Source organism: uncultured Polaribacter sp. (assembly GCF_947497695.1).
In the GTDB taxonomy this organism is placed as follows: Bacteria; Bacteroidota; Bacteroidia; order Flavobacteriales; family Flavobacteriaceae; genus Polaribacter.
This window is the reverse complement of record NZ_CANMHM010000014.1, coordinates 17,766-40,677: the sequence shown is the minus strand read 5'-3', so window position 1 is coordinate 40,677 and position 22,912 is coordinate 17,766. Positions and strand designations below refer to the sequence as shown.

General features: G+C 30.5%; 10 protein-coding genes. All 10 read right to left on the bottom strand.

From position 1 onward, the window contains the following. Positions 1-61: 61 nt before the first annotated feature. Complete coding sequence (locus Q0731_RS11580; RefSeq protein ID WP_299064248.1) at positions 62-3,550, bottom strand: glycosyl hydrolase; 3,489 nt, start codon at positions 3,548-3,550, stop codon at positions 62-64. Positions 3,551-3,553: 3 nt separating this feature from the next. Continuing rightward, positions 3,554-6,937 carry a glycosyl hydrolase gene (locus tag Q0731_RS11575; protein WP_299064247.1) on the bottom strand — a complete coding sequence of 1,128 codons (3,384 nt, stop codon included), beginning with the start codon at positions 6,935-6,937 and terminating at the stop codon, positions 3,554-3,556. 7 nt (positions 6,938-6,944) lie between these two features. After that, positions 6,945-9,053, bottom strand: coding sequence for a polysaccharide lyase 8 family protein (locus Q0731_RS11570; RefSeq protein WP_299064245.1), 2,109 nt, complete (start codon positions 9,051-9,053; stop codon positions 6,945-6,947). A 36-nt stretch (positions 9,054-9,089) separates the two neighbouring features. Then, complete coding sequence (locus Q0731_RS11565) at positions 9,090-10,178, bottom strand: alginate lyase family protein (protein WP_299064243.1); 1,089 nt, start codon at positions 10,176-10,178, stop codon at positions 9,090-9,092. A gap of 118 nt (positions 10,179-10,296) precedes the next feature. Continuing rightward, positions 10,297-13,335: a sugar-binding domain-containing protein gene (locus tag Q0731_RS11560; protein WP_299064241.1), complete on the bottom strand. Its 3,039-nt coding sequence runs from the start codon at positions 13,333-13,335 to the stop codon at positions 10,297-10,299. A gap of 127 nt (positions 13,336-13,462) precedes the next feature. Continuing rightward, positions 13,463-17,518, bottom strand: a complete 4,056-nt coding sequence (locus tag Q0731_RS11555; RefSeq protein WP_299064239.1) for a two-component regulator propeller domain-containing protein — start codon at positions 17,516-17,518, stop codon at positions 13,463-13,465. Between the two features lie 142 nt (positions 17,519-17,660). Beyond that, a complete protein-coding gene (locus tag Q0731_RS11550; protein WP_299064237.1) occupies positions 17,661-18,701 on the bottom strand; it encodes a GntR family transcriptional regulator in 1,041 nt (346 codons plus the stop codon). A 176-nt stretch (positions 18,702-18,877) separates the two neighbouring features. Further along, positions 18,878-20,077: a Gfo/Idh/MocA family oxidoreductase gene (locus Q0731_RS11545; RefSeq protein ID WP_299064235.1), complete on the bottom strand. Its 1,200-nt coding sequence runs from the start codon at positions 20,075-20,077 to the stop codon at positions 18,878-18,880. 89 nt (positions 20,078-20,166) lie between these two features. Continuing rightward, positions 20,167-21,507: a Gfo/Idh/MocA family oxidoreductase gene (locus Q0731_RS11540; protein ID WP_299064232.1), complete on the bottom strand. Its 1,341-nt coding sequence runs from the start codon at positions 21,505-21,507 to the stop codon at positions 20,167-20,169. A gap of 4 nt (positions 21,508-21,511) precedes the next feature. Then, entirely contained in the window at positions 21,512-22,879 is a 1,368-nt protein-coding gene (locus tag Q0731_RS11535) for a DUF1080 domain-containing protein (protein ID WP_299064230.1), read from the bottom strand. Positions 22,880-22,912 lie beyond the last annotated feature (33 nt).

Genomic DNA, 22,912 nt, shown 5'->3' with positions numbered 1-22,912 from the left:
TTAAAAATGAAAATTGAGTTGGAAAAAATTAATATATTCTTTCTAATTTTTATGTAAAAATCTATTTTAAGATCTTAAATTTAAACACATTAATATTGACAGGTCCCAATAATCCTGACATTTTTAATTCATCATTTTTACTCCAATGTTTCCAAGAGGAGAAGGTTTGTCTTTTAGAATCACGAGATTCTGGATTTGACAACCAACTAGGAAGGGCTTTGGTTTTTGTGCCTCTTCTTTTGTAATCTAAAGGTTGTTGTTCATCTCCAATTAAACGGTTTACCCATAAATTTGTGATTTTTATTTTTAATCTATTATTACCTTCTTTTACATAATCATCAATAGATACCCTAAAAGGTGCTTTCCACAAAGTGCTTACTTTTTTATCATTAATAAAAACTTCTGCAATTATTGAAACACTGCCTAAATCCAATTCATAAGCATATTCTTTTAATAATTGTTGTTTAGTTAGCGTAAATTCCTTTTCATAAATCGCAGTTCCAGAAAAATATTGAATTTCTTCTTCTTTTGCTTCTGACCAAGATGTTAGTGTTCTATAATTCTTTTTAATTGATGTTCCGTTTTTTAAAGGAAAAGTAACCTGCCAATCTTCAGATAATACCATAGATTCTGGTACTTTTACAGCTACTTTTTTTGATTTTCCTAAGGAAGTTTTATAGGATAAACTTCCAGAAAAAGGTGTTTTCCAAATAATATTACCATTATCCTTGTATATTTCTGAAGAAGGTTCAGATCTGTTTAAGTTCAAAAACTCGCCTTCAGGAATGATAGCTGTTCTTAAGTTTCCATCGGTTTCAAATGTAATTTTTAGAAAATTATCAGGATTTTTTAATGTTTTGCCATTTACCAATTCATCTGAAATTTTGATGTTCAAATTCCCAGAAACTAATTGTTTTTGAATGTTTTTAGTAACATCAAAAGCTTCAAAGTTTTTAGGAACTCCTTTGGTTTCTGCTTTGAATTTCCCAAACACAGCAGAAATTATTTTGAGTGGTTGATTACCAGCATCAATGCTAACTAGCTCTCTTTCTTCTGCGTGAATATGTTCGACTTTATCACCAATTTGATACTCCATTCTAAACTCTTTTACATAACCCATTGCTGGATCACAATCACAAAAAGCCCTAGACATTTTAAAATTTACTTTTCCGTTTTTTACAACTTTTACTACTTTATCTGTAATATCTATCAATCCTTCTTGTAAAAAATTACCAAATTCTGCTTTGATTATTTTTAAGTTTGATAAAGGTGTTGGTTTTGGTTTTTCTAATTTTACATCAGCTTCAACAATGTAATTTTTATCTACTGAATTTTTTTTAAAAATGACAAAAACAGCTTGTTCACTTTTTAAATTTAAAGGAATACTTATGGTTCCATCTTCATTATTTTTCCAAACTGCTACTTTTTTTATTTCGCCAGTTTCTGCATTCCATAGTTCAGATTGTTTGTCTTCTATTCGAAATCTTCCAACAATTTCTCTACTTTCTTTTTTTGTATTGGCGATAAAAAAAATGTCTGCTTCTGCTGTTTTTCTGTGAATAAAACTAATGTCGTCTTTACTGCCTTTTTCAACTAAAAAATCTGGTATAAGTTTATTTTTCTCTAAAAATTGATGGATGGAAACATCCTTAATCGAATTAGAATCCCAAAGTTTTTTAGCAGTATTTTTAATAACAACATCGTTCTGTGGATAATTGGTTAAACTTGGAGATTTTTTTGGTCTTTTCCCAATAATTTTGGCTCCATCTTTAACCAAAGCCTTTATTATTTTTAATGTTTTAGCAGTTATCCAATCACTATCTGGTAAAAGCAATACTTCATAAGCTACACCAAATTTCGTAACGATTTTTCCATTTTTTACAGATAATTCTGCTAGTTTATTAGCTCCAATTAAATCATAATCATAACCAGATTTTTTTAGTTCTGGTAATAAAAAAGCGGTGTTTGGAGAAGAATCTCCAGTAAACACCAAAACGTCAGCTACATTAGTGCCTTGTTGTAATAAAAATTGTGATTTGGCAATATAATCTAGATAGCTTTTGCTTTGCTTCCACCAAGTATTCAAACGATTAAAATCGAAACCGTGATAACTTAACGCCATTCCTGGTCCAATATCCCAAGGTTGATGAACGTACGAATGAAATATAAAACGTGTAATGCCTTCTGCCCAAGCTTTATCGCCAATAGATTTTATAGTTGCTGGGTGTTTGTCCCAACCACCAATTCCTGTAAAGGATTCTGCACCAACAATACTACTTCCGTTTAAATGAGCAATAGAAGACACAAATTTTGACGAGTCAAAAAACGGATAACCACCACTCCAAAACTCACACATAACAATATCTCCTTTGGCGCCAACTTGCATATTATCAAAAGGTCCCCAATAAGGCTCTACAGAAAATTTTAGTTTGTTTTTATGGCATAATTCTGCAAAATGTCCATAATAGTTTTCAGCTATTAAATCGCCAATAGTTCTTCTAAAATCCCACTGAAAACGCTCTGTAATTTCTCCACTTTCTACATAATAGCCTGCTAAAGTTGGTAAATACGATGTTAAATTATAACCTCTTAGTTCTTTAAATTGATGCTCTAAACCAGCAGTCCAATTTTGAGAACCTACTTCGTAACTATCAATCAAACAATTGTTTACAGTGGTTCCTATTAAATCTCCAAGTTTATCAATTATTGGCTGAACTCCACCTTTCCAATAGGCATCAACCGCAGTTTCACTCATTTTATCAACCTCTAAACCTTTGGCTTCTGGTGGTGCAGGACGATTTGTTGTACCAATTGGTGTATGTCCAAATCTTAAAACAATCCAATCTCCTTTTGGAGCATTCCACTCTAAAACTCCATCATTGGAAAACTTATCTGATAAATCGATAACTTTTTCTTTTGAAACTATTGAAGCTTTAGCAATATCTTTAGTGTCTGGTAATAAATGATTACGAACACGTTCGGATAATATTTTATAATCTAAACCATCTATTTTTTTTGTCTCCTTTGGTTTTGGAAATGCCAAAACAGCAATGTCTTTATAATAGTCAAATTTGGTTTTTGGTTTTGGTAAGGTTTCTTTTATTGATTTTCCACCTGAAATTAAGAGTTCACTAAAAACGACAGTTTGCATCGCGTTTTCTTCGGTAACCCAAGGACCACCAGAAGACGACCAACCTGCACTATTATGAAATGCCATTTCTAAACCTAAACGTTTGGCTTCTTCCGCAGAAAACTTGAATAAATCTAACCATTCTTCGCTTAGATATTTAACAGGGCCTTTTGAAAAACCTAGATGCACGTTGAATAATTGTGCTTCTTGAATTCCTACTGCCTTCATCGCTTCTAAATCTTTTGTAATTCCAGATTTAGAGACATTTCCGCTAATCCAATGCCACCAAGTTCTGGCTTTGGCTTCGTTTGGAGGATTTTTAAAGCCTTCTTCTAAAGTTATAGTTTGTGTTTCTTTTTCTGATTGAGGATTACATCCAAAACAAAGAGACAATAGAATTAAAACAGCTATATTTTTCATTGGTTATTTTCTTTTAATAATTTTTGATGATGAAATAGTGACAGGTCCTAACAATCCAGAAGGCAATAATTTATCTGTTGCTTTTTGAAAGGAATAGGCACTAAATGTACTTCTTGGGCCTTCTGGAAGTGGTTGATTATCTCTAAACCACTTTGGCATTTTTTTAAACTTGCCTCTAAATTCAGAATCTCCAAAACCAGGACTTCCTCTTTTTACATTATATCCTGTTTGGTTTGGTAATTTTTCATCACCAATTAAGCGATTTGTCCATTGATTGGTTACCTGAATTTCTAAAGAATTTTTGCCTTCTTTTAAAGCATTTGTAACATTTAATTGATGAGGTGCTAACCAACTTACACCAATTTCTTTTCCGTTTAAAATGACTTTTGCAATCACATTTACTTCGCCTAAATTGATTTGAAATTGTCGGTCTGATTTCAATAAACCTTTTTCGATGTTGAAAGTTGTTTTATAAATTGCTGTACCTGAATAATGTTTTATTTGTTCAGTTTCGTGTGTTGTCCAATCGAATAATTTATCTGTTTTTAGGCTGGCTTTGTAAAAGTCTTGTTCTCTAAAATTGATTGTCCAATTGCCTTTTATTTCAACAGAATTCGGAATATCGTTGACGTTAATATTCCAATTTTCTGAATCATTTACAATTGCATTGTAATTTCCGTTTTCATAAACTTCAACTTCTAAATTATTGTCTTTATCTAAACCAAATGATGGTTTTGGCAACGTATTAGATTCCTCATAACTAACTTTAGGTTGTTCCTTTTTTACATCTTTAAACACTACAAAAACCGATTCTTGTGGATTCATTTTAATAGCAATATCTGTTCTTCCGTTTTTAGTGGTGTACTCCACTAATTTGGTAATTTCTCCTGTTTCTGCACTCCAAAGTTCAGGTACTTTTCCTTCTACTAAAAAGCTACAGTTTAAGGTTTCTGGTTCTGTAAGGTTGTGATTGTACACAAAGTAAATATCTTCTTTTTCAGTACTTCTGTGATAGAAATTAAAATCGGGTTGTCCTTCAACAATCAAATCTTTTTGAATGTTATTTGCCTCAAAAATTTCTTCCCATTTACCAGTGTTATACGTTTTTTTACTCGACCAAATTTCATTTACCAAAGTATCAAATTCGGTTTGCATTTCTTTAGTAACTAAATATCCTCCTAATTTTTTAGGCTTTTTACCCACAATTAAAGCCCCTTGTTGTGAAAGTTTATGAATACCTTTTAAAGTTTCTAAATTGATGATATCGTTTCTCTGTAAAGACAACGCATTATAGGTAATTCCATTTGGTAATTTTAATTTTCCGTTTTCTACTTTTAAACGGTTGATAATTACATCAGAATTCACACAATCGTATTTGTACGCTGCAGGTAATTTAGGTCGCATTTGATTGGCGTGAATAACGTGACTTGGAGCTCTATCGCCCACAAAAACCAACACATCTAAAACAGGATCTCCTTGACGTAACATATAAGAACCTCTAGCCAAATAGTTGAACCATTCAGGACCTGCATTGTCCCACCAAGTTTGCGTACGATCTATATGTGAACCCACAAAACTCATACTCATTCCTGGTTTTACGTGTGTGTTAGATTGATGCGCAAAACGATGAAACATATATTCGTTAATTCCGTTTGTCCATTCGTAATCGCCTTTTTGTTTGGCTAAAGCAGGATGAAAACCCCAATTGAGTTTGGTACTTGTAAACGCCTCTGCAGAAATTACGTTTTTCCCATAAATATGCCCCGCAGAAACTGCAGCACGTTTGTGTTTATTGGGTTTTCCTAACCAAAACTCTCCCATTGGGATATCTGCACTTCTACCAGCATCTAAACTATTAAAAGGGCCCACAAATCCATAAGGTTCTACATAAGAAATTAAGCCATCTTCATGGCATAATTCTGTAAAATAATCGAAGTAATTAGTGACCATTAAATCGCTAATCAATTGTTTCATATCCCAAAAAACAGCTTCAATAGTTTCGTTATTTTCTATAGATTTTCCTGCATACATCAATAAGAATGGTGTAAAATCGTACCCAAATCTTTCTTGAAAAAGTTGTTCCAAATCATCAGTCCAGTTTTGTGGCCCAACTTCATAACTATCAATCTCTACATATTGTAAAGCATTTGGTGCATCAATTTTTGCTTGTTTTACCAATTTACCCACAAAAGCATCATAATGAATTTTTAATGCTTTTTTACTGAATTTATCAGCTTCTAATCCTGTTCCTTCGTCAGAAGCTGGTTCATTTGTTGCTCCTGAAGCTGTGAATCCAAAACGCATAATTGTCCAGTTTCCTTTTGGTAATGTTGTTTTTAAATCACCATTACTCGTCATTTTATCAGTTAAAACAATAATATTTTCTTTTTTGATGTAGGTATTTGCATCAGGATTTCCTAAAGGTCTTCTACGTTTTCTATAAGAAGTAAATTCTAACTTATTGCCCAAAGTATGGTTGGCAGAAAGCTGCATTTCGTAGATTCCTGTATCTAATTCGGTTACTATTCTAAAATAACGTGCGGTAGTGGGTTTAAAATGTTCTTCAAAATAACATTCGTCTTTTCCAATACGTTCTTCATTGGGTTTATGAGCCAAAGTAAAGTTGACACCATCATTTGATTTTAACAATTTTAAGCGTCCTTTTCTTTTGTTAATAAACACAGACATAGATTGAATTGTATGTGGTTTTCCATAATCATATTGCACCCAATTTTTTGCTCCTAAATCTGCGTGTGTATTGGTTTGTTTGTCAGTTGCTAAAGCTACATTAAAGGCTTTATCTGACGATGTAATTACAGGATTTACGCTATGGTCTGTTAACTCTGTTTCTAAAGACGGATACGCAACAACTGCAATGTCTTTATAAAAATTATGTCTTGCTGGTGGTTGTGGTAATTTTATGCTGATTTCTTTACCTCCTTTAGCAATTACTTGGCTATTCACCACAACTTTCATTGCGTTTTCTGGAGTTACCCAAGGTCCTCCACTAGAGGTCCAACCATCACAATTATGCACACCAAAACTTAATCCTAGTTTTTCGCATTCTTTAGCAGCATGTGCTAAAACATCTCGATGTTCTTGCGAGTTGTATTTTACATCGCCTTCTGGCAAACCCATAGAAACATTAAACACCAATACGCCACCAATACCTGCTTCTTTTATGGCTTTTAAATCTTTTGTAAAACCTTCTTTGGAAGCATTTCCACTATTAATGTGATACCAAGTTCTAGGTTTGCTTTCTTGTGGTGGATTTTGAAAACCTGCTTTTAAATTGATTTCTTTTGCTGAATTGGTATTTGTATTTTCATTCTTACACGAAAATAAAATGAATACAAAACAGACTACAAATACTATTATTTTTTTCATTCCTTCACTAAATTTTCTCTAATGTTAATTCTACAGTTTTACCAGCATATTCTCCTTGAGGTAAATTGACTGTAAATTGTGTTTTTCCCTTGTTATAATTGCTGTTTTCTACAATATATTTTCCCTGAATTGTGACGTTAATATTTTTTAGTTGCTGTGAAGGATCACTTACTGCCAACATTAATTGATTTGGTTTTTCTTCTATTAAAACCACACAAGGTTTGTCTACAGTAATGCCGCATTTAATTTTTGATGTTCCTGCTTTGTAAAAAACAATTCCTGCTTGTTTTTTATCTAAACTTTCTACAGACTGTTGTTGTTTTGTGTTGATAATTTTAAATGGATTATTTTTTTGCAAACGCAACATTTTATCTTGAGTTGCATTTGGCACAAGTAGGTAATTATAACTTTTATCTCTTGGTTGTGTACCGTGATTGATCCATAACTTAAAAATATGTTCTGTTAATAATACTGGTCTGTAACGTTTTGCCACCTTATTCCAACTGCCTTCTAAAATGTTTGTAGAAAAATTGATGTTTCCTTCTTTTGGAAATAGGTATCCAATATTATCGTGTAAAATCCAATTGGGTTGTATTGCGTTTCCTTTTCTTAAGTTGGTTTGTATTGCATCATTTTTACCTACAACAACGTTGCCTTTTAAAAAAGATTGATTGACAGCTGTAGTTACAGGATAATTTGTATTTGCTGAAATACCACTGCCTAAACATACAATTGTATCATCAATTAAAAACCACGATTTTTTGGCTTTTAATCCGTCTCTATTGTAATCCATTACAGCAATTCCGTTTTTGCCATTACTAACGCCACCAACAAAAGTGCTGTTGGTTTTAAATTCTTTAAACTTGATGATTGGAAGTGGTTTTTTATCTTGAATTATTGTTGTTCCAGGCAATTTTTTCCAGTCCCAAAAAGGAAACACATTTTCGTATTCTTTTCCGTTTGTAGATAAAAGAGCAACACCATCGCCCATATAATAGCCTTGTACGTTTTCTTTGTTTACAGATTCAGTTCCTACCACACGCTTTGAACTCATTTTAACCGAAAAATAAAAGTCTTTCCTTCTATGCACCTGAAAATCTGATTTCCAAAAATGCTTATTTACTGATAATTTTTTAGAGTTTAGAGCATCATTAAAAGCCTCTGTAAATTCTTCATCTAAAACCTTCATTTTTTGAATACAGGCTTTTAAACGATTCGCTTTGTTAATTTGCTCATTAGGAAAAAGCTGTCTTCCACAGGCATTTGTATCGTAACTATTATTGTACAATATCCATTGCTGACCTTCTAAAATGATGTTTCTTAAAAACTTAATCTTATCTTTTTGAAATTGAAAAGGTGTATTGCCTAAGAACGTATAGGTTTTAATCATATCTTCTAAATACGACAAGCCATAATTACCAAATTGCAATTGTGCACCATGTTCGTGATACGACCAATCTGATTTTACGCCCACTCTTTTTGCAATTTTTAATTCGCTTTGAATGGCTGTACTGGCAAGGGCCACAGAATCTGATTTTCGAAACAATAAAGAACGCAACAATACATTGGTAGACAACCAAACTTTATTTTGCCCAGACATTTTTATTTTGGCACGTTGCAGTAAAACTTCGGCTTTATTTAGCTGTTTTTTGGTCAATTCGTTTTCCATTAAAAACAACGTTGGTAACAACAATTCTGGAACACCAATTTGTTGATCGTGCCAATTGGTGCTTAAAAAATCGTTGTCTAACCAGTAATTTAAACTTGTATGAATCTGTTCTGAAAGCTTTTTATTTTGATAATATTTAGAAGATGTATTGTTATAATTAATGGCTAAATCTTGCACATTTTGCAAATGCTCTTTCACCGGCCAATTGCTTCTAATTTTGTTGGTATAATCAATTGTAGTAAATGCACCATTTTGTGCTAAATCAGCCAACAAATCTTCTATTTTTGCATCTTCTACATTTTTATTTGTATAATAAGTCCATACATTCTTGTGAAACTCATGTAAGTTTTGTGGATAAGAAACCGTTACTTCTTTTTTATCATTGAATTTATTACAACCAATGGTGATGAGCAACATTAAAAAAAGAAAGTTTCTTTGTAACTTCATAAGTAGATTATTTCCTATTTTTTTTTTTAAAATAGATTAATGTTTCAGTGTATTTCTTTGGTTTATCATAGCTAATGCTTCATCAAAATTATCTTCTTTAAATAATTGACGAGCCTTTTTTAAATCGGCTATTAATTTATCTTCTGGGTGTTTTTTACTTTTAATTTGTTTGTATTCCCACTTTTTTTTGTTGGTTATATAAGGCAACATAAATTCATAGCCTTTTTTTATACTTCTGCCGTCTTTTGAAGTGACGTTCCATAAGTCTAAGCCCACTTTTTGACCCAATTCTGCCAATTCTAAAAATCCGTGTAAATTCATAACGGAATACGAAAATGATTTGGTTCTTGCTAGTTCTAGTGGTTGACTTCCATCGGGTTCTATTTGACTAAAAATTCTTGCTTTTGTGGTTGTTGATAAATAGTTTTTAACCTCATCAACTTTATTTAGGTACATTAAAATAGTTAGCAATTGTACATCGTAATGTGTTGCGTGATTATTTTTTCTTGTGGCTTCTTCTTTGCCTAGTTTGCTGTTTTGTAACCAATTGCTATATTCCAGAAACCAATCATACATTCCTTGTTCGGTTTTTTTATCGAGTAAATTATTTGCCTTGGCTACATCTAAAAATTGCAAAACTGCTGTAATTCCCCCAAACTCAATAATTCCAAAACATCTTCCTTCTGATTTTCCTGGAATGTATTGTCCAAAATTCACATTCGGATTCATTTTCGTCTCATCATCTAAAAACCAAGCTTTAATCAATGCTAAATTTTTAGTAGCGTATTTCTTTTTATTACTTGTCTGGTAGGCTTTACTTAATGTTTTTACAGCAGAAATAAAATTGTTTTTTTCTACATAATCTGTAAAATTATTTCGTGTTTCTGGGTTTATTTCTCCATCTTTTCTAATGTAAGGCAAACCGTTGGCTGTATTTGGATTTGGCCACCAATAAGGCCCAATACTCATGTAATCATGTTTGTTTTTACTAGGTGGCAACCCTGTTTTATTAACTACTGAAAATGGTTTTACCGTTAATAATGAATCTGCTTTTTGAAGCAAATAATTATCGTTTTTAGCCTTATTTTGAGCATTCGTACAACTAGAAACACTTACTAAAAGCATCAAAACTAGTTGTAGATAAAATATAAAACGATTTTTCATTATACTTTTTTATGAATTAATTCTCGATACCATCTCAATAAAAAAATTGGAATCTCTTGAACTGACAAATCATTAAAATTTAATCAATAAACAACTCATCTATAAAAGGCCCGCTTTGTCCTGTAGTTTCCAAACGGATGCTATTTGCACCTGCTTTTAAACGAATAATGGTTGGTACAAATTTCCAAGACTTCTCCCAGCCACCTGTGGCTTTAAATTCTAGGGTTCTAATATATTCATCATTTACATATAATTTTAAAGGATGTAATTTCCCTACATTGTTGTGCATATATCTAAAACGAATGCTATAATCGCCCCCTTCTCCATCATTTTCTTGATAAAATTCTACAGAACCTTCTCCGCCTTTAAAATCTACAAAACCAGAACCTTTAAAGCGTCTTGCTTTTGTACTGGCTGTTGCACTTCCTTTTAAAATACCTTCTTCTGCAGAAATATTTACACCTCTACCAATCCACATATCTTTAGAGTTTGCATCGCCCCAAAATAAACCTTCGTCTTTACCGAATTTTTCTTCCAATCTTAAAACGATTTTGTCATTTTGTTTTACAATTGCTTTTACAATAGTCCCCTCTGAAACTTCAAAAGCGTTTTTATATGTTATTCCATTGGTTTCTGGATTTTCTCCATTTGTAGCATATAAAATAGTTAATTCGTTAAAATTTGAATTCCCTAAAACCGAAATTTGTTTTGCATCAATAGTTATTTTTTTTGATGTAAAAAGTGCTTTATCTCCTAAAATTGATGCTGTAATAATTGATGCTTTTTTAGCATTGGGCAACGCTCTTAAAAACAATCTGTTTTTACCGAAAAACAAGGCTCTAAAATCTGATTTTGTTCTACTTGTTGGATCAATAGGATTCCCATTCTCCATAGAAATGGTTTTTACATCACCAATAATGTTATAATAGACTTTATTTTCTCCATAAGGATACAGATTGTTATTTTCATCTAAACTTTCTGAAGTAATAATATAACTTGTTGTAAAACTATCTTCTGCGTCTAATTTTTGAATGCTTGTTTTTAATTTTGAAGGTTGTTTACTGGTTGCAAAAGACGTTCTTTTGACTTCCTTTCCATCAATATAAGCAACTGCTTCTAATTTTCCTTCTTGGTAAGGTACCATCCACTCACATTGCATCTGGTTCCAAATGGTTCCTGGTTTGTCTTTTCCTAGTGATTTTCCGTTTAGAAATAGTTCTACTTCATCTGCATTAGAATATACCCAAACAGGAATAACCGTTCCTTTTTTCATTCTTGGATGCGACCAATGTGGCAACATATGAATCATTGGTTTTTTTGTCCACTGACTTTTATAAAAGTAAAATAAATCTTTCTTAAAACCTGCTACATCTAAAGCTCCTCCCATAAATAAATTGAAAGGTAAACCTCCGTGAACCAAACCTGCTTCTCCATAATAATCAAAACCTGTCCATCTAAAATGACCACTGTGCCAAGGATTATCACGCATTACTTCCCAATATTTTCTTGCAGAAACTCTTACTGTAGCATTGTCATAAGACGAATTGAAACTTTGTTTTCTGTTTCTCCAATTTTTTGGGTTGATGCCTTCGTAAAAAAAGATTTCTTTTTCGGTTAGATTTGGCAATTCATACGTTCCTGGTAATTCATTGTCTCTCCACCAAGTTTGTGTTCTGTAATATCCACGAGTTTGCCAAGTATGTGGCGCTTCTGTGGAAATAAAGGCTTTTTCTAATGTTTTTCCATTCATACCATCTATAAAGCTTTTGGTTTCAGAACCTCCATTTACACCCAGTATATCCATATCTTCTGGATTTCCTGCGCCTGAAGTAAATAAACGTGTTGGATCTATTTTTTTACCGAATTTTACCAATTCTGGACCAATTGGACTGTGCGTTTCGTTTCCTAAACTCCAGACAAAAATACTAGCGTGATTTCTATCTCTGGTAATCCATTCTGTAACATCACGTTGCCACCATACATCAAACGCTTGTTTACCGTAATCTTGTGGTGCTTTTTTGTGCCAACCATCAAAAATTTCATCCATGACCAACAAGCCAATTTCATCACAAATATCATAAAACATTGGTGGCGTTGGGTTGTGAGAAGGACGAATGGCATTGATGCCCATATCTTTTAAAGATTGTAATTTCCAACGTAATAAAGGCTTTGTCCAAGCACCTCCAACTGGGCCACCTTCCCAATGTTCGCAAACACCTTTTAATTTTACGTTTTCTCCATTTAACCAAAATCCTGTTTTAGTTTCCCATTTTACAGTTTTGAAACCAAATCGAGTTTCAATTTCATCAATTACTTTTTTACCCTCTAAAATTTGAGTGACAACTTTGTATAAAACAGGTGTTTCTGGACTCCATAATTGTGGGTTTTTTACCTCAAATTGATAAGTTGGGTTTGCTGTTTTTAGTTTCTCACATTTTTTAGTGATTTCTTTTCCATCCGAAGAAAATAATTTTACTTCATATTTTAAATCCTTTATTTTTCCGTTGATTTTTGCATCAATAGTAACCTTTGCTTTTTCTTTTGAAATAGTTGGTGTTTTTATAAAAATAGAATTGGGTTTAAAATGTGTAGGATTTACTTCTATTAATTTTACTTGCGCGTAAATTCCACAAGGATGATACCATCTTGCTGAAGGCTCTAGACTATTATCAACTCTAACTGCAATTGTATTTTTCCCTTCTTTTAAATATTTAGAAATATCATATTTAAAACTAATATATCCATAAGGTCGTTTTCCTAAATGATTGCCATTTACCCAAACTTCACTATTCATATACACCCCATCAAAATTGATGTAAGTGATTTTTGAAAGACTTTCTTTTTTTATATTGAATTGCTTTCTGTACCAGCCAATTCCACCATCATGATAACCACCACCTTGACCTTGATCTCCACCTTTTCTAACACCTTTTTCAAAAGACCAATCGTGTGGAACGTTTAAATTTTTCCAAGATGAAACGTCATAAATTTCTTTTGAAAATGATGGGTTATCTTCTGGAATGAAATTCCAATTGTTATTGAAGTTAGTCTCTATTCTTTGAGCATTAAATATAACTGTGTATGCTAGTAAAAAAAAGGTTAATAGTAGTTTATTCATTTGATTTTTTTGTTTATGAACAGAAAAATCAAACATAACTTTTTTAAACTAAAAAATAATCCTGTACTGTCAGGATATGAAAATATTTGATTTTATTTATAATAGAATAAGTTATAAATAAGAATTCTTACAAGTTAGTGGTAAATTTTTCAGAAAATTCTGTTGGTGTTAACCCGTATTTTTTCTTGAAGCATTGACTAAAATATTTCGGTCTTTTAAAACCCACTTTATAACTCACTTCAGAAACGTTAAGTTTATTAAGTTCTAGTAATTTTGAAGCATGATTCAACCTTATTTCTTGAATAAAATCGTTTGGTGTAGCATCTGCCCAAGCTTTTATTTTGGTAAACAACATAGAGCGACTAACACCTAAATCTTCCGAAAATTGAGCAATATTAAAATCCTGATTCGAGATATTGTCTTTCACAATTTTAAATGCTTTTTCTAGTAATTTTTGATCTAATGAAGTTAAAGAAACATCTAGAGATTTATAACTACTATCTGAAATAAATTTATCTTTTAAATTTTGTTTTGAAAGTAAGATATTCTTAATTTTTAATTTAAATTCTTGTAAAATAAAAGGCTTTGTAATATAATCATCTGCACCACTTTCTAAACCTTCAAACTTGTAAATTAAAGAGGTTCTAGATGTTAATAAAATTACTGGTATATGACTAGTTGCTAATGTAGTTTTTATTTTAGAACATAACTCTGTACCTACCATTTTTGGCATTACAACATCGCTAATTATTAAATCTGGTAGGTGCTTAATAGCCATTTTTAAAGCTACTTCGCCATTTTCTGCCAACAAAACATTGTATTTTTCTTTTAAAATTTCTTTGATAAAAGACCTTAAAACCAAATTATCTTCAACAATCAATATGGTATATTTTTTTTCTTCTAATGTTAACTCTTTATAGTCTGGTTTGCTATCATATTCAGATAAATCTATTTGTGTTACGTATTGAGAAACATCATCACTTTTTTTAAAATCTTTGATAATTTCTTTATCTAAAAGATGTTGCTTGCCCAATTTAAGCGCTACAGAAAACTTTGCACCATTGGGTTTTATGTTTACAGCAGAAATATCTCCATGATGTAATTTTACGATGTTTTTAGCAATAGACAATCCAATACCTGTGCCTTTTAAATGATTTACATCTGTTTGGTTATGAACTGCTACTTCAAAAAATCTATCGAATATTTTATCTATAAATTCATCTGAAATTCCAACTCCTGTATCTTCTACCTCTATAATTACTTGTTTATTTTCTTGTTTTACTTTTACAAAAATAGCACCTCCTTTTTTTGTGTATCTAAATGCGTTTGAAATCAAATTATAAAATACACGTTCTAATTTATATCGATCATAATACACCAAAATTTCTTCTTCTGAAGAGCTAAATTGATACTTATAATTACCATCTTTAGCATGTTCTGTAAACGATAGAAAAATTTCTTGTAAAAACTTAACAATATTGCCTTCTGCAGCTTTTAACTGAAATTGATTATTTTCTAACTTTCTAAAATCCATTAATCTGTTAATTAATCTTAAGAGATGATTGGTACTACTTTCTATAATTTTTAATTTTTTATAAACTTCGCTAGAACCTGTATAATTTGATAAAATATTTTGAAGTGGAGCTACAATAAGGGTTAAGGGAGTTCTAAACTCGTGAGAGATATTAGTAAAAAATTGAAGTTTTGTTTTATTTAATTCTTCGTTCTTTTTATTGGCAATATATTCTAATTCTAACTTATTTTTTAATCTAGATTTTGATTGAAAAAACCACATAAAACCGTAAACTATTCCAAGAAATATAAAGAGATAAAAAGCATAAGCCCACCATGTTTTCCAAGGCGCAGGATGAATTCTTATTTTTATATTAGTTGGTGTATTATTCCAAACATTTTCATGGTTGGCAGCTTTTACTTGAAATGTATAAGAACCTGCACTTTGTAAGGTAAAAAAAGCTTCTGTTTGTTTTGTAAAGGTCCAAGAATTGTCTAAACCCTTTAAACGATAGGCATATTTATTTCCTTTAGAATTTATATAATTTGGCAATGCGTAACTAATAGAAAAATTAGAATTATAATAATCTAGATCTAATTCTTTTGTATAATTTAAACTTTTAGATAAAATTCCATTCTCTTTATCTATGTTTACAATTTCATTTTTTATTTTTAATTCAGATAAAATAACTTTAGGAACAACTTTACTTTTAACAATCTTTTTAGGATTAAAAGTTGTAACACCATATAAGTCTCCAAAATAAAACTGATTCCCAATTTTTAAACCAGCATTTTCTCTAAAAGTATTATTTGCAATAATATTATTATGATCATAAGTAAAACTCTTTTTTGATACAGTGTTGTATTGTACAATACCAATATCTGTGCTTAGCCATAAAATTCCTTTTTCACCTTCTAAGATTGAATTAACTGTAGAAAACTTATTTCTATCAGGGAAAGTAATAGGCTTGTAGCTATCCCCTTCAATACGATATAAACCTCTTGTGGTAGTTCCTGCCCAAATTACGTCATTAGCATCCTTTATTACAACACTAATATTATACGTTATTAAAGGCCTTTTTTTAAAGTATTTTTTTGTTATAGCATCTCCATTTTTATCAATTTTTATTACGGAAACACCACCCAAACCTCCTATTAACAAATCGTCATTATCATCAATAAAAATACTCTTTACAATGTTTGTAGTTATTTTATTTTTTGTAAAAGTTCTAATTCTTTTTGTTTCGCAATTGTAACGAATCAATCCTTTACTAAAAGTACCAATATGTAAATTATTTTTAGAATCTTTTTTAATATCATATATTAGAGAGTTACCTATTAAAGCTTGCAAATCATTAGATATAAGATCTTCACGAGTTTTTTTAGTTTTTACATCATAAACAATAAGCCCTTTGTTTTGTGTACCTATAAACAATAAATTGTTAGCATTATTATAGTATAACGATTTAATTGGGTAGTTGATATTTTTTTCTGAACTTACTATTTTAAATATTTCAGAAACATTCCCTTTTTTATCTAACATGCTAATAATACCTGCTTCTGTTGCAAAGAAAATATTCCCATTTTTATCTGCAACAATACTGTTTGTAATATTATTGTATACTTTTTTATTGTTAAAATGTAAAAAGTTTTGATAAGATTTATCCCAAGTAATTACCCCTCCATTTTGAGTGCCTAACCAAATAAACCCTTTTTTATCTTTGTAAATGTTTCTTATAAAGTTTTGGGTTGTATTATAATTACCTACATTATTTTCTTTGATATAAGTTGTTCTATTTTCTGGGTTTACAATAAAAAGACCACTTGTTGTGGCGATCCATAAATTTTTATCATTATCAAATTGAAGGTCCCTGATATCTAAATTTTGGGGTATATTTATTTCTTTAGGACGCATAAACTTTTCAGTATCGGTATTAAAATACAAATAGCCATTGTATTTGGTACCAAGACCAATAATGTTAGATGATACATCTAAAATATTATTAATAATAAAATCTGTTCTACTAGAATCTTTTTTATATTCTTTAACTACAAATTTTTTATTCTTGTCCCTATCAACTTTTACAATACCATTATTAGTAGCTAGCCAAATTCTGTGTTTTTTATCGCGATAAATATCATATATAGATCTTATTCCATTTTGTGAATCCCCTTGTAAAAACCTTTTAAAGGTATCTTTCTTTTCATTATAAATAGAAACACCATTTGAAGTTCCAAACCAAATATTACCTTTTGGCATTTCTAAGCTGCAAATTATAAAACTATTTGTTAGAGAATTTTTGTTTGAAGGCCTCTTATAATACCTTTTAAAGGTATTAGTCTTTGGGTTAAATCTATTTAAACCGTTAAAAGTTCCTGCCCAGATATATCCTTGTTTATCAACTAAGATATCAGAAACGCCACTATTGCTTATGCTATATTTATCTCTTGGAACATTTCTGTATATAGTAAACTCTTGTCCATTATATTTATTTAATCCATTACTTGTTCCAAACCATATTTGCCCAAATTTATCTTCTTTTATTGATGTAATTGTGTTGTTGGAAAGTCCGTCAGAAATATTAATACTTCTAAAATTAAAATTATTTACCTGAGCAGATAATAAGTTTGTAACAAATATAAATAATAATAAAAATTGTTTCTGCTTCATTAAAAACTAATTATATCTAAAAATAAAAAATATATCCTCTAAGGTAAAAAATACATTTTAATTGATACTATTATTTATAAAAAAAAGGAAGTCTCTTTTTAAGATTGTATTTACTAATTAGTTTAATTTAAAAAATTTTTATTTATAACGATTCTCGATTGATAAAGTTAACGGGAATTTGAACCTTTTCTTTTTTCTTTTCAAAAATCATTCTTGCAGCTTCTTTTCCCATAGAAGAGAAATTTGTGCTTATAACAGTAATTCCTAATAGTTGTTTTAAAGGACTATCATTGTATGAAATTACCCCAATATCTTTTCCTAATTTGTATTTACTGCTTTTTATTTTATTTACAATTTTAACCAAATCGTTATCTACCAATGTAATAAACAAGTTTTTAGGTGCTATTGAGGTTTGTAGAGTTACCTCCTCAATAATTTTAAATTTAAAACTATTTTGGGCACAATATTGTTTAAAACCTTCTAAAATACTTTTTGGATAAGGATAAAAAGAGGTCTTAGGATATACAATTGTTATTGTATTGTATTTAGCAATACTTTTATTCCCTTTATTTAATGCATCAATAACATCATTTTTATAATCTTGATAAACTTCATTAAAATCACCCTCTATTTTATGATCACTGTTATCTAATAAAACTAAATTTTCTTTAGGTATTTTTTTTATAACTTCAGTTACTTTGTCTGTTGTACTAACATGTAATAAGTTTTTGGTTCTAAAATGTGGCATTATTACGTAATAGTCGTAAGATGACTCATATTTTTTCATTAATTCTAGAAACAATGTTTCATCACAATGATAACTATGTATATCTACTATTGAACTATCTTCTAGTTGTTCTAAAAATGAATTGTATACTTTTATTTTATAAGGACTTAACTTATTGACTAAAAAAAGAATTTTAGGTTTTGAAATTGCTCTAGTCTCTGCAATATAAGTCCCTTTTCCTTGGATGGTAATAATGATTCTTCGTTTTTTTAAAACCCTATAAGCTCTCTCTACAGTATCTTTAGAAATATAAAACTCTTTACTCAATTTAGACATTGAGGGCATTTTATCTCCTATTTTAAATTGACCTTTACTAATATTATTAACTATACAATCAATAATCTGTATGTATTTTGGGACACTAGAATTAAGATCTAACATTATATAATCTATCATATTGTCAACTTGTTTTAAGTTGTATAAAATTATGATAAATCATTAAACTAAAAATCTGAAATAGTGTAACCAAAAGTTTTAATTACAACAAATTAGTTTAAAAAAGCATCTCTGTTAATATAGTTTCTGTAAAAATACTATTTCATAAAATATTTTTTTGTGACTCATAAATTTTATTAAAATTCAAATTTTAAATCTTGATATATAATTTCGTTTTTATACATGGCATCTAAACCCATTTGTACACAAACAGCTGCTTTGGCTCCAGTAATAACATTAGAAACTGGTTCTTTTTTATCTAAAATACTATTTCTAAAATCTAACAATGCTTGTTTGCTTGGGTTGTCATGAACAATATTGATAGGTTCTCCATAACCTAAATCATCTTTTTGCCATGTAGCACCAGAAACACCATCAACATCTTTAGGTGCTTTAATTTTCTTTCTTTTTTTACCCTCTGGATAAAATTTTGCTGAATTTGTGGTTATTATTAAAGTACCCTTATCTCCTATCACTTTAATTTGATACCCTTCTTTTGCATTGCTTGTTAAACAAGTAAATTTAGCTTTAACACCTTCTGGGTAGTTGTAAATTAAGTGAATATTATCATAGGTTTCTCTACCATCTTTCCAATAATCAACACCACCTGTTCCCATAACTTGTAATGGGTTTTGCTCTAAAATAGTATTCACAAAATCTATTTGATGCGAACATAATTCTGCAACAAGCCCTCCAGAATAAGCTTTATACATTCTCCAATTAATTGCTTTTTCTAAGTTAGGCTTTGGCACTTTACGCCTCCAATTACCAAATCTATTCCATTGGCAGTCAAACGCTATAATATTTCCTACTTTGCCTTCTTTAATAATTTTAACTACATGGGTATAGAGCCTAGAACTATGGTATTGATGACCTGTTTGAAAAATAATATTAGATTGTTTCACTTTAGCTACCAAATCATAAATTCCTTTATAACCTTTAGCCATTGTCTTTTCACAATATACATGTTTCCCTGCTTCTACAGCATCAATTGCTATTTGAGAATGTGTATTAAAGGGTGTTGCTATTACAACAGCATCAATTTTTTTGTCTCTCAATAATAATTTATAATCATTATATGCTTTTGCTTTTCCATTAGTTCTACTCAATGCATTATTAAGTCTAAAGGGTATAATATCACAACAGGCATGTACATTTAAATTTTTAATTTCGTTTATAAAAGGTATTAAACCACTTCCTCTCTGACCAGTACCAATAATACCGATATTAATTTTTTTAGAACCTAACTCATTACCAATGCTAGCAAAAACAGATGATGATGCTATTACTGCTGCTGTTGCAGCACCTCCTTTTATTAGAAATTTACGTCTATCCATTTCAAAACTTTCTATTATTTTTAGAAATTAATTTAGTACTAATTATAAAGCCTGATAAATTTATCAGGCTTTAGTAGTATTGTTGCTTATTAAAATTTTGGTTCCCAGCCAGATTCATATTCGCGAGACCAGAGCTTCATGGCATCTCTATCATACATTTTACCTGAAATAGCATCTATATCAAACCCTTTATTAATTCGATAAGCAATATTGGCATAATGTACCATTGCCATACTTTTACTAGCATCATCAATAGGAGCCGTTAATTGAGTTTTACCACGAATCGTGTCAAATAAATTCTGAACATGTTTTGTTGATGTATTTCCTCCACCTCCTAAAGCTAAACCTGATTCATTTGATTTGTTTTCACTGGTTTTAATAACCTTTCCATTTCTTCCGTATAAAGTATATGATCCTCTATCTACAAAAACAGAACCTTCTGTACCATAAATGATTGTTCCTCTTCCAGGTCCATAAGTACCATATCCATTTCTGGATTTTCCATCCCATTTAATGGTTTTGTTATCTTCAAATTTAAAAGTTGCTTCCATATCGTCATACATTTCCCAACCATCATCTAAAAAATGTCGTTTTTCAGCCTCAACATATACATGATTTGGAAAATCAACTTGCAAAGCCCAACGTGCTACATCTAATTCATGCGTTCCATTATTTCCTGCTTCTGCAGTACCATATTGCCAACCATACCAATGCCAATTGTAATTCCAAGTTTCAGAAGTATATGCTCTTCTTGGGGCTGGACCTTGCCATAAATCCCAATCTAAACCATTTGGTACTGGTGCACTTTTTTGTACTGGTACTTCACCTCTTCTATTATTATAAAACGCCACAGCTTTGTATGGTTTTCCTATAATACCATTATGAATTTCATTTATAATTTCAATCGTGTGTCCAGATGAACGTTGTTGATTTCCCATTTGAACCACTTTATTAAAGTGTTTCGATGCTTTAACCAATTGCTCATTTTCATACATGTTATGACTACATGGCTTTTCTACATAGACATGCTTGCCTGCTTTCATAGCCATAATAGAACCTGGAGTATGCCAATGATCTGGAGTTGCATTTATTAATACATCTACATCCTTATCATCTAAAACCTTTCTAATATCATTTTCTAATTTAGGATCATAATTTATATGCTCTCTAAACTGTTTCAACCCTTTAAGACGCTGACTTTCTTTAACATCACATAAATATGATAAATTAACATTACTTTCTTTTGCTGCTATAGGTCCTTTAAATGCATTTAATCTTCTACCCAAACCAGCTATTGCAATATTTAACCTATCATTTGCTCCAATAATATTTCTGTAACTTTTAGCAGACATTGCCATAGCAGAATTTCCAACAGTGATTGCTGCACCTGCTAATGTTGCTTTTTTTATAAAATTTCTTCTAGATGTCATAAAATTATAATGATTTAATTTTAATATTTTTAAATGATACTAGATCTCCATGATCTTGTAATAAAATTTGACCTTTTTCTAATAATCCAAAACCTGGCCATTTTTTATATTTACTTTTTGACACAATTTTTAAAAATGCTTTGCTTCCTCTATCATACTCTAAAACTTTCATTCCATTTAGCCAATGCTCTACATGATTATCTTTTGATTTAATATAAGCACTATTCCACTCTCCAATAGCATTCATTGGTTTGTTAGGGTTTGCTTTTATTAAATCGTAAAGAGAACATACTGTTCTACTTCCTTCATGGCTTCCACGTTTTGCATCAATATGTAGGGCATCATCTAAAATTTGATATTCTAAGCCTATAGATGACCCTGGCCCTTTATTTATATTGGTATCTACATAATATTTTATACCACTATTTGCTCCTGGAGATAATTTAAAATCTACTTTTAACTCAAAATCTCCATAAAGTTTTTCAGTAACAATATCTCCTCCTGCAGCTGATTCTGCTCCACCAGAAGAAAGCACTAATAATTCTCCATTTTTAATTTCCCATCCTTTTGTTGGAAATGAATCTAATTTAGCTCCTTTCCAACCTTTTGTAGTTTTTCCATCCCAAAGCATTTTCCAACCCGTTCTTTTTTCATCAATAGTTAATTGATTTTTTGTTAGAATTGGTTCTATAGGTGTATTTTTTGAGTATTTGGCCAAATCTTTAGTTAATATCTTTACATTTTTCCAAGAAATGGTAGTTCCTGCTTTTTTGTCTCCATGTATACTATGTACTTGTAAACCTATAAAACCAGATGCTGTTTTATCATCTATTAAATAAGCTGCTGGCACGTTGTTTATCCATGTTTTTAATGTATCACCAATTGCTTCAATTCTGTAATGATTCCATTCATTTTGTTTGAAAGCTTTTTGAGCTTCTGGATTATTTTTAAGTGTATTGAGCCATTTTCTACGTTTTTCATCATAAATACCTGCACTCCAAGCTCTCTTAGAAGGATCAATTTCTATCTGATAACCATGTACCATTCCGTCTCTATAATGAGGTAAACTATTTGATCTTATTTGAATCCCAGAATTCATACTAGGGTCTACTTTGTATTCTAACTCTAATATAAAATCATCATAATGTTTTATTGTTGATAAAAAAGTATTTGGTGTATTACTCACAGTAGTTCCTGTAATCACCCCTTTATCAATACTATAAGTTGCATTACCTCCTTTAATTTCCCAACCATTTAGGGTATTGTCTTCAATTAACGATGTCCAAGGTATTTCCTCTTTTTTTACTTGAGAACAACTACTAAGACAAATTACTGCAAATAAACATACAGTTAAACTCACAATTTTTTTCATGTTTTTAATTTTTATGTAATAAAAATACTAAAA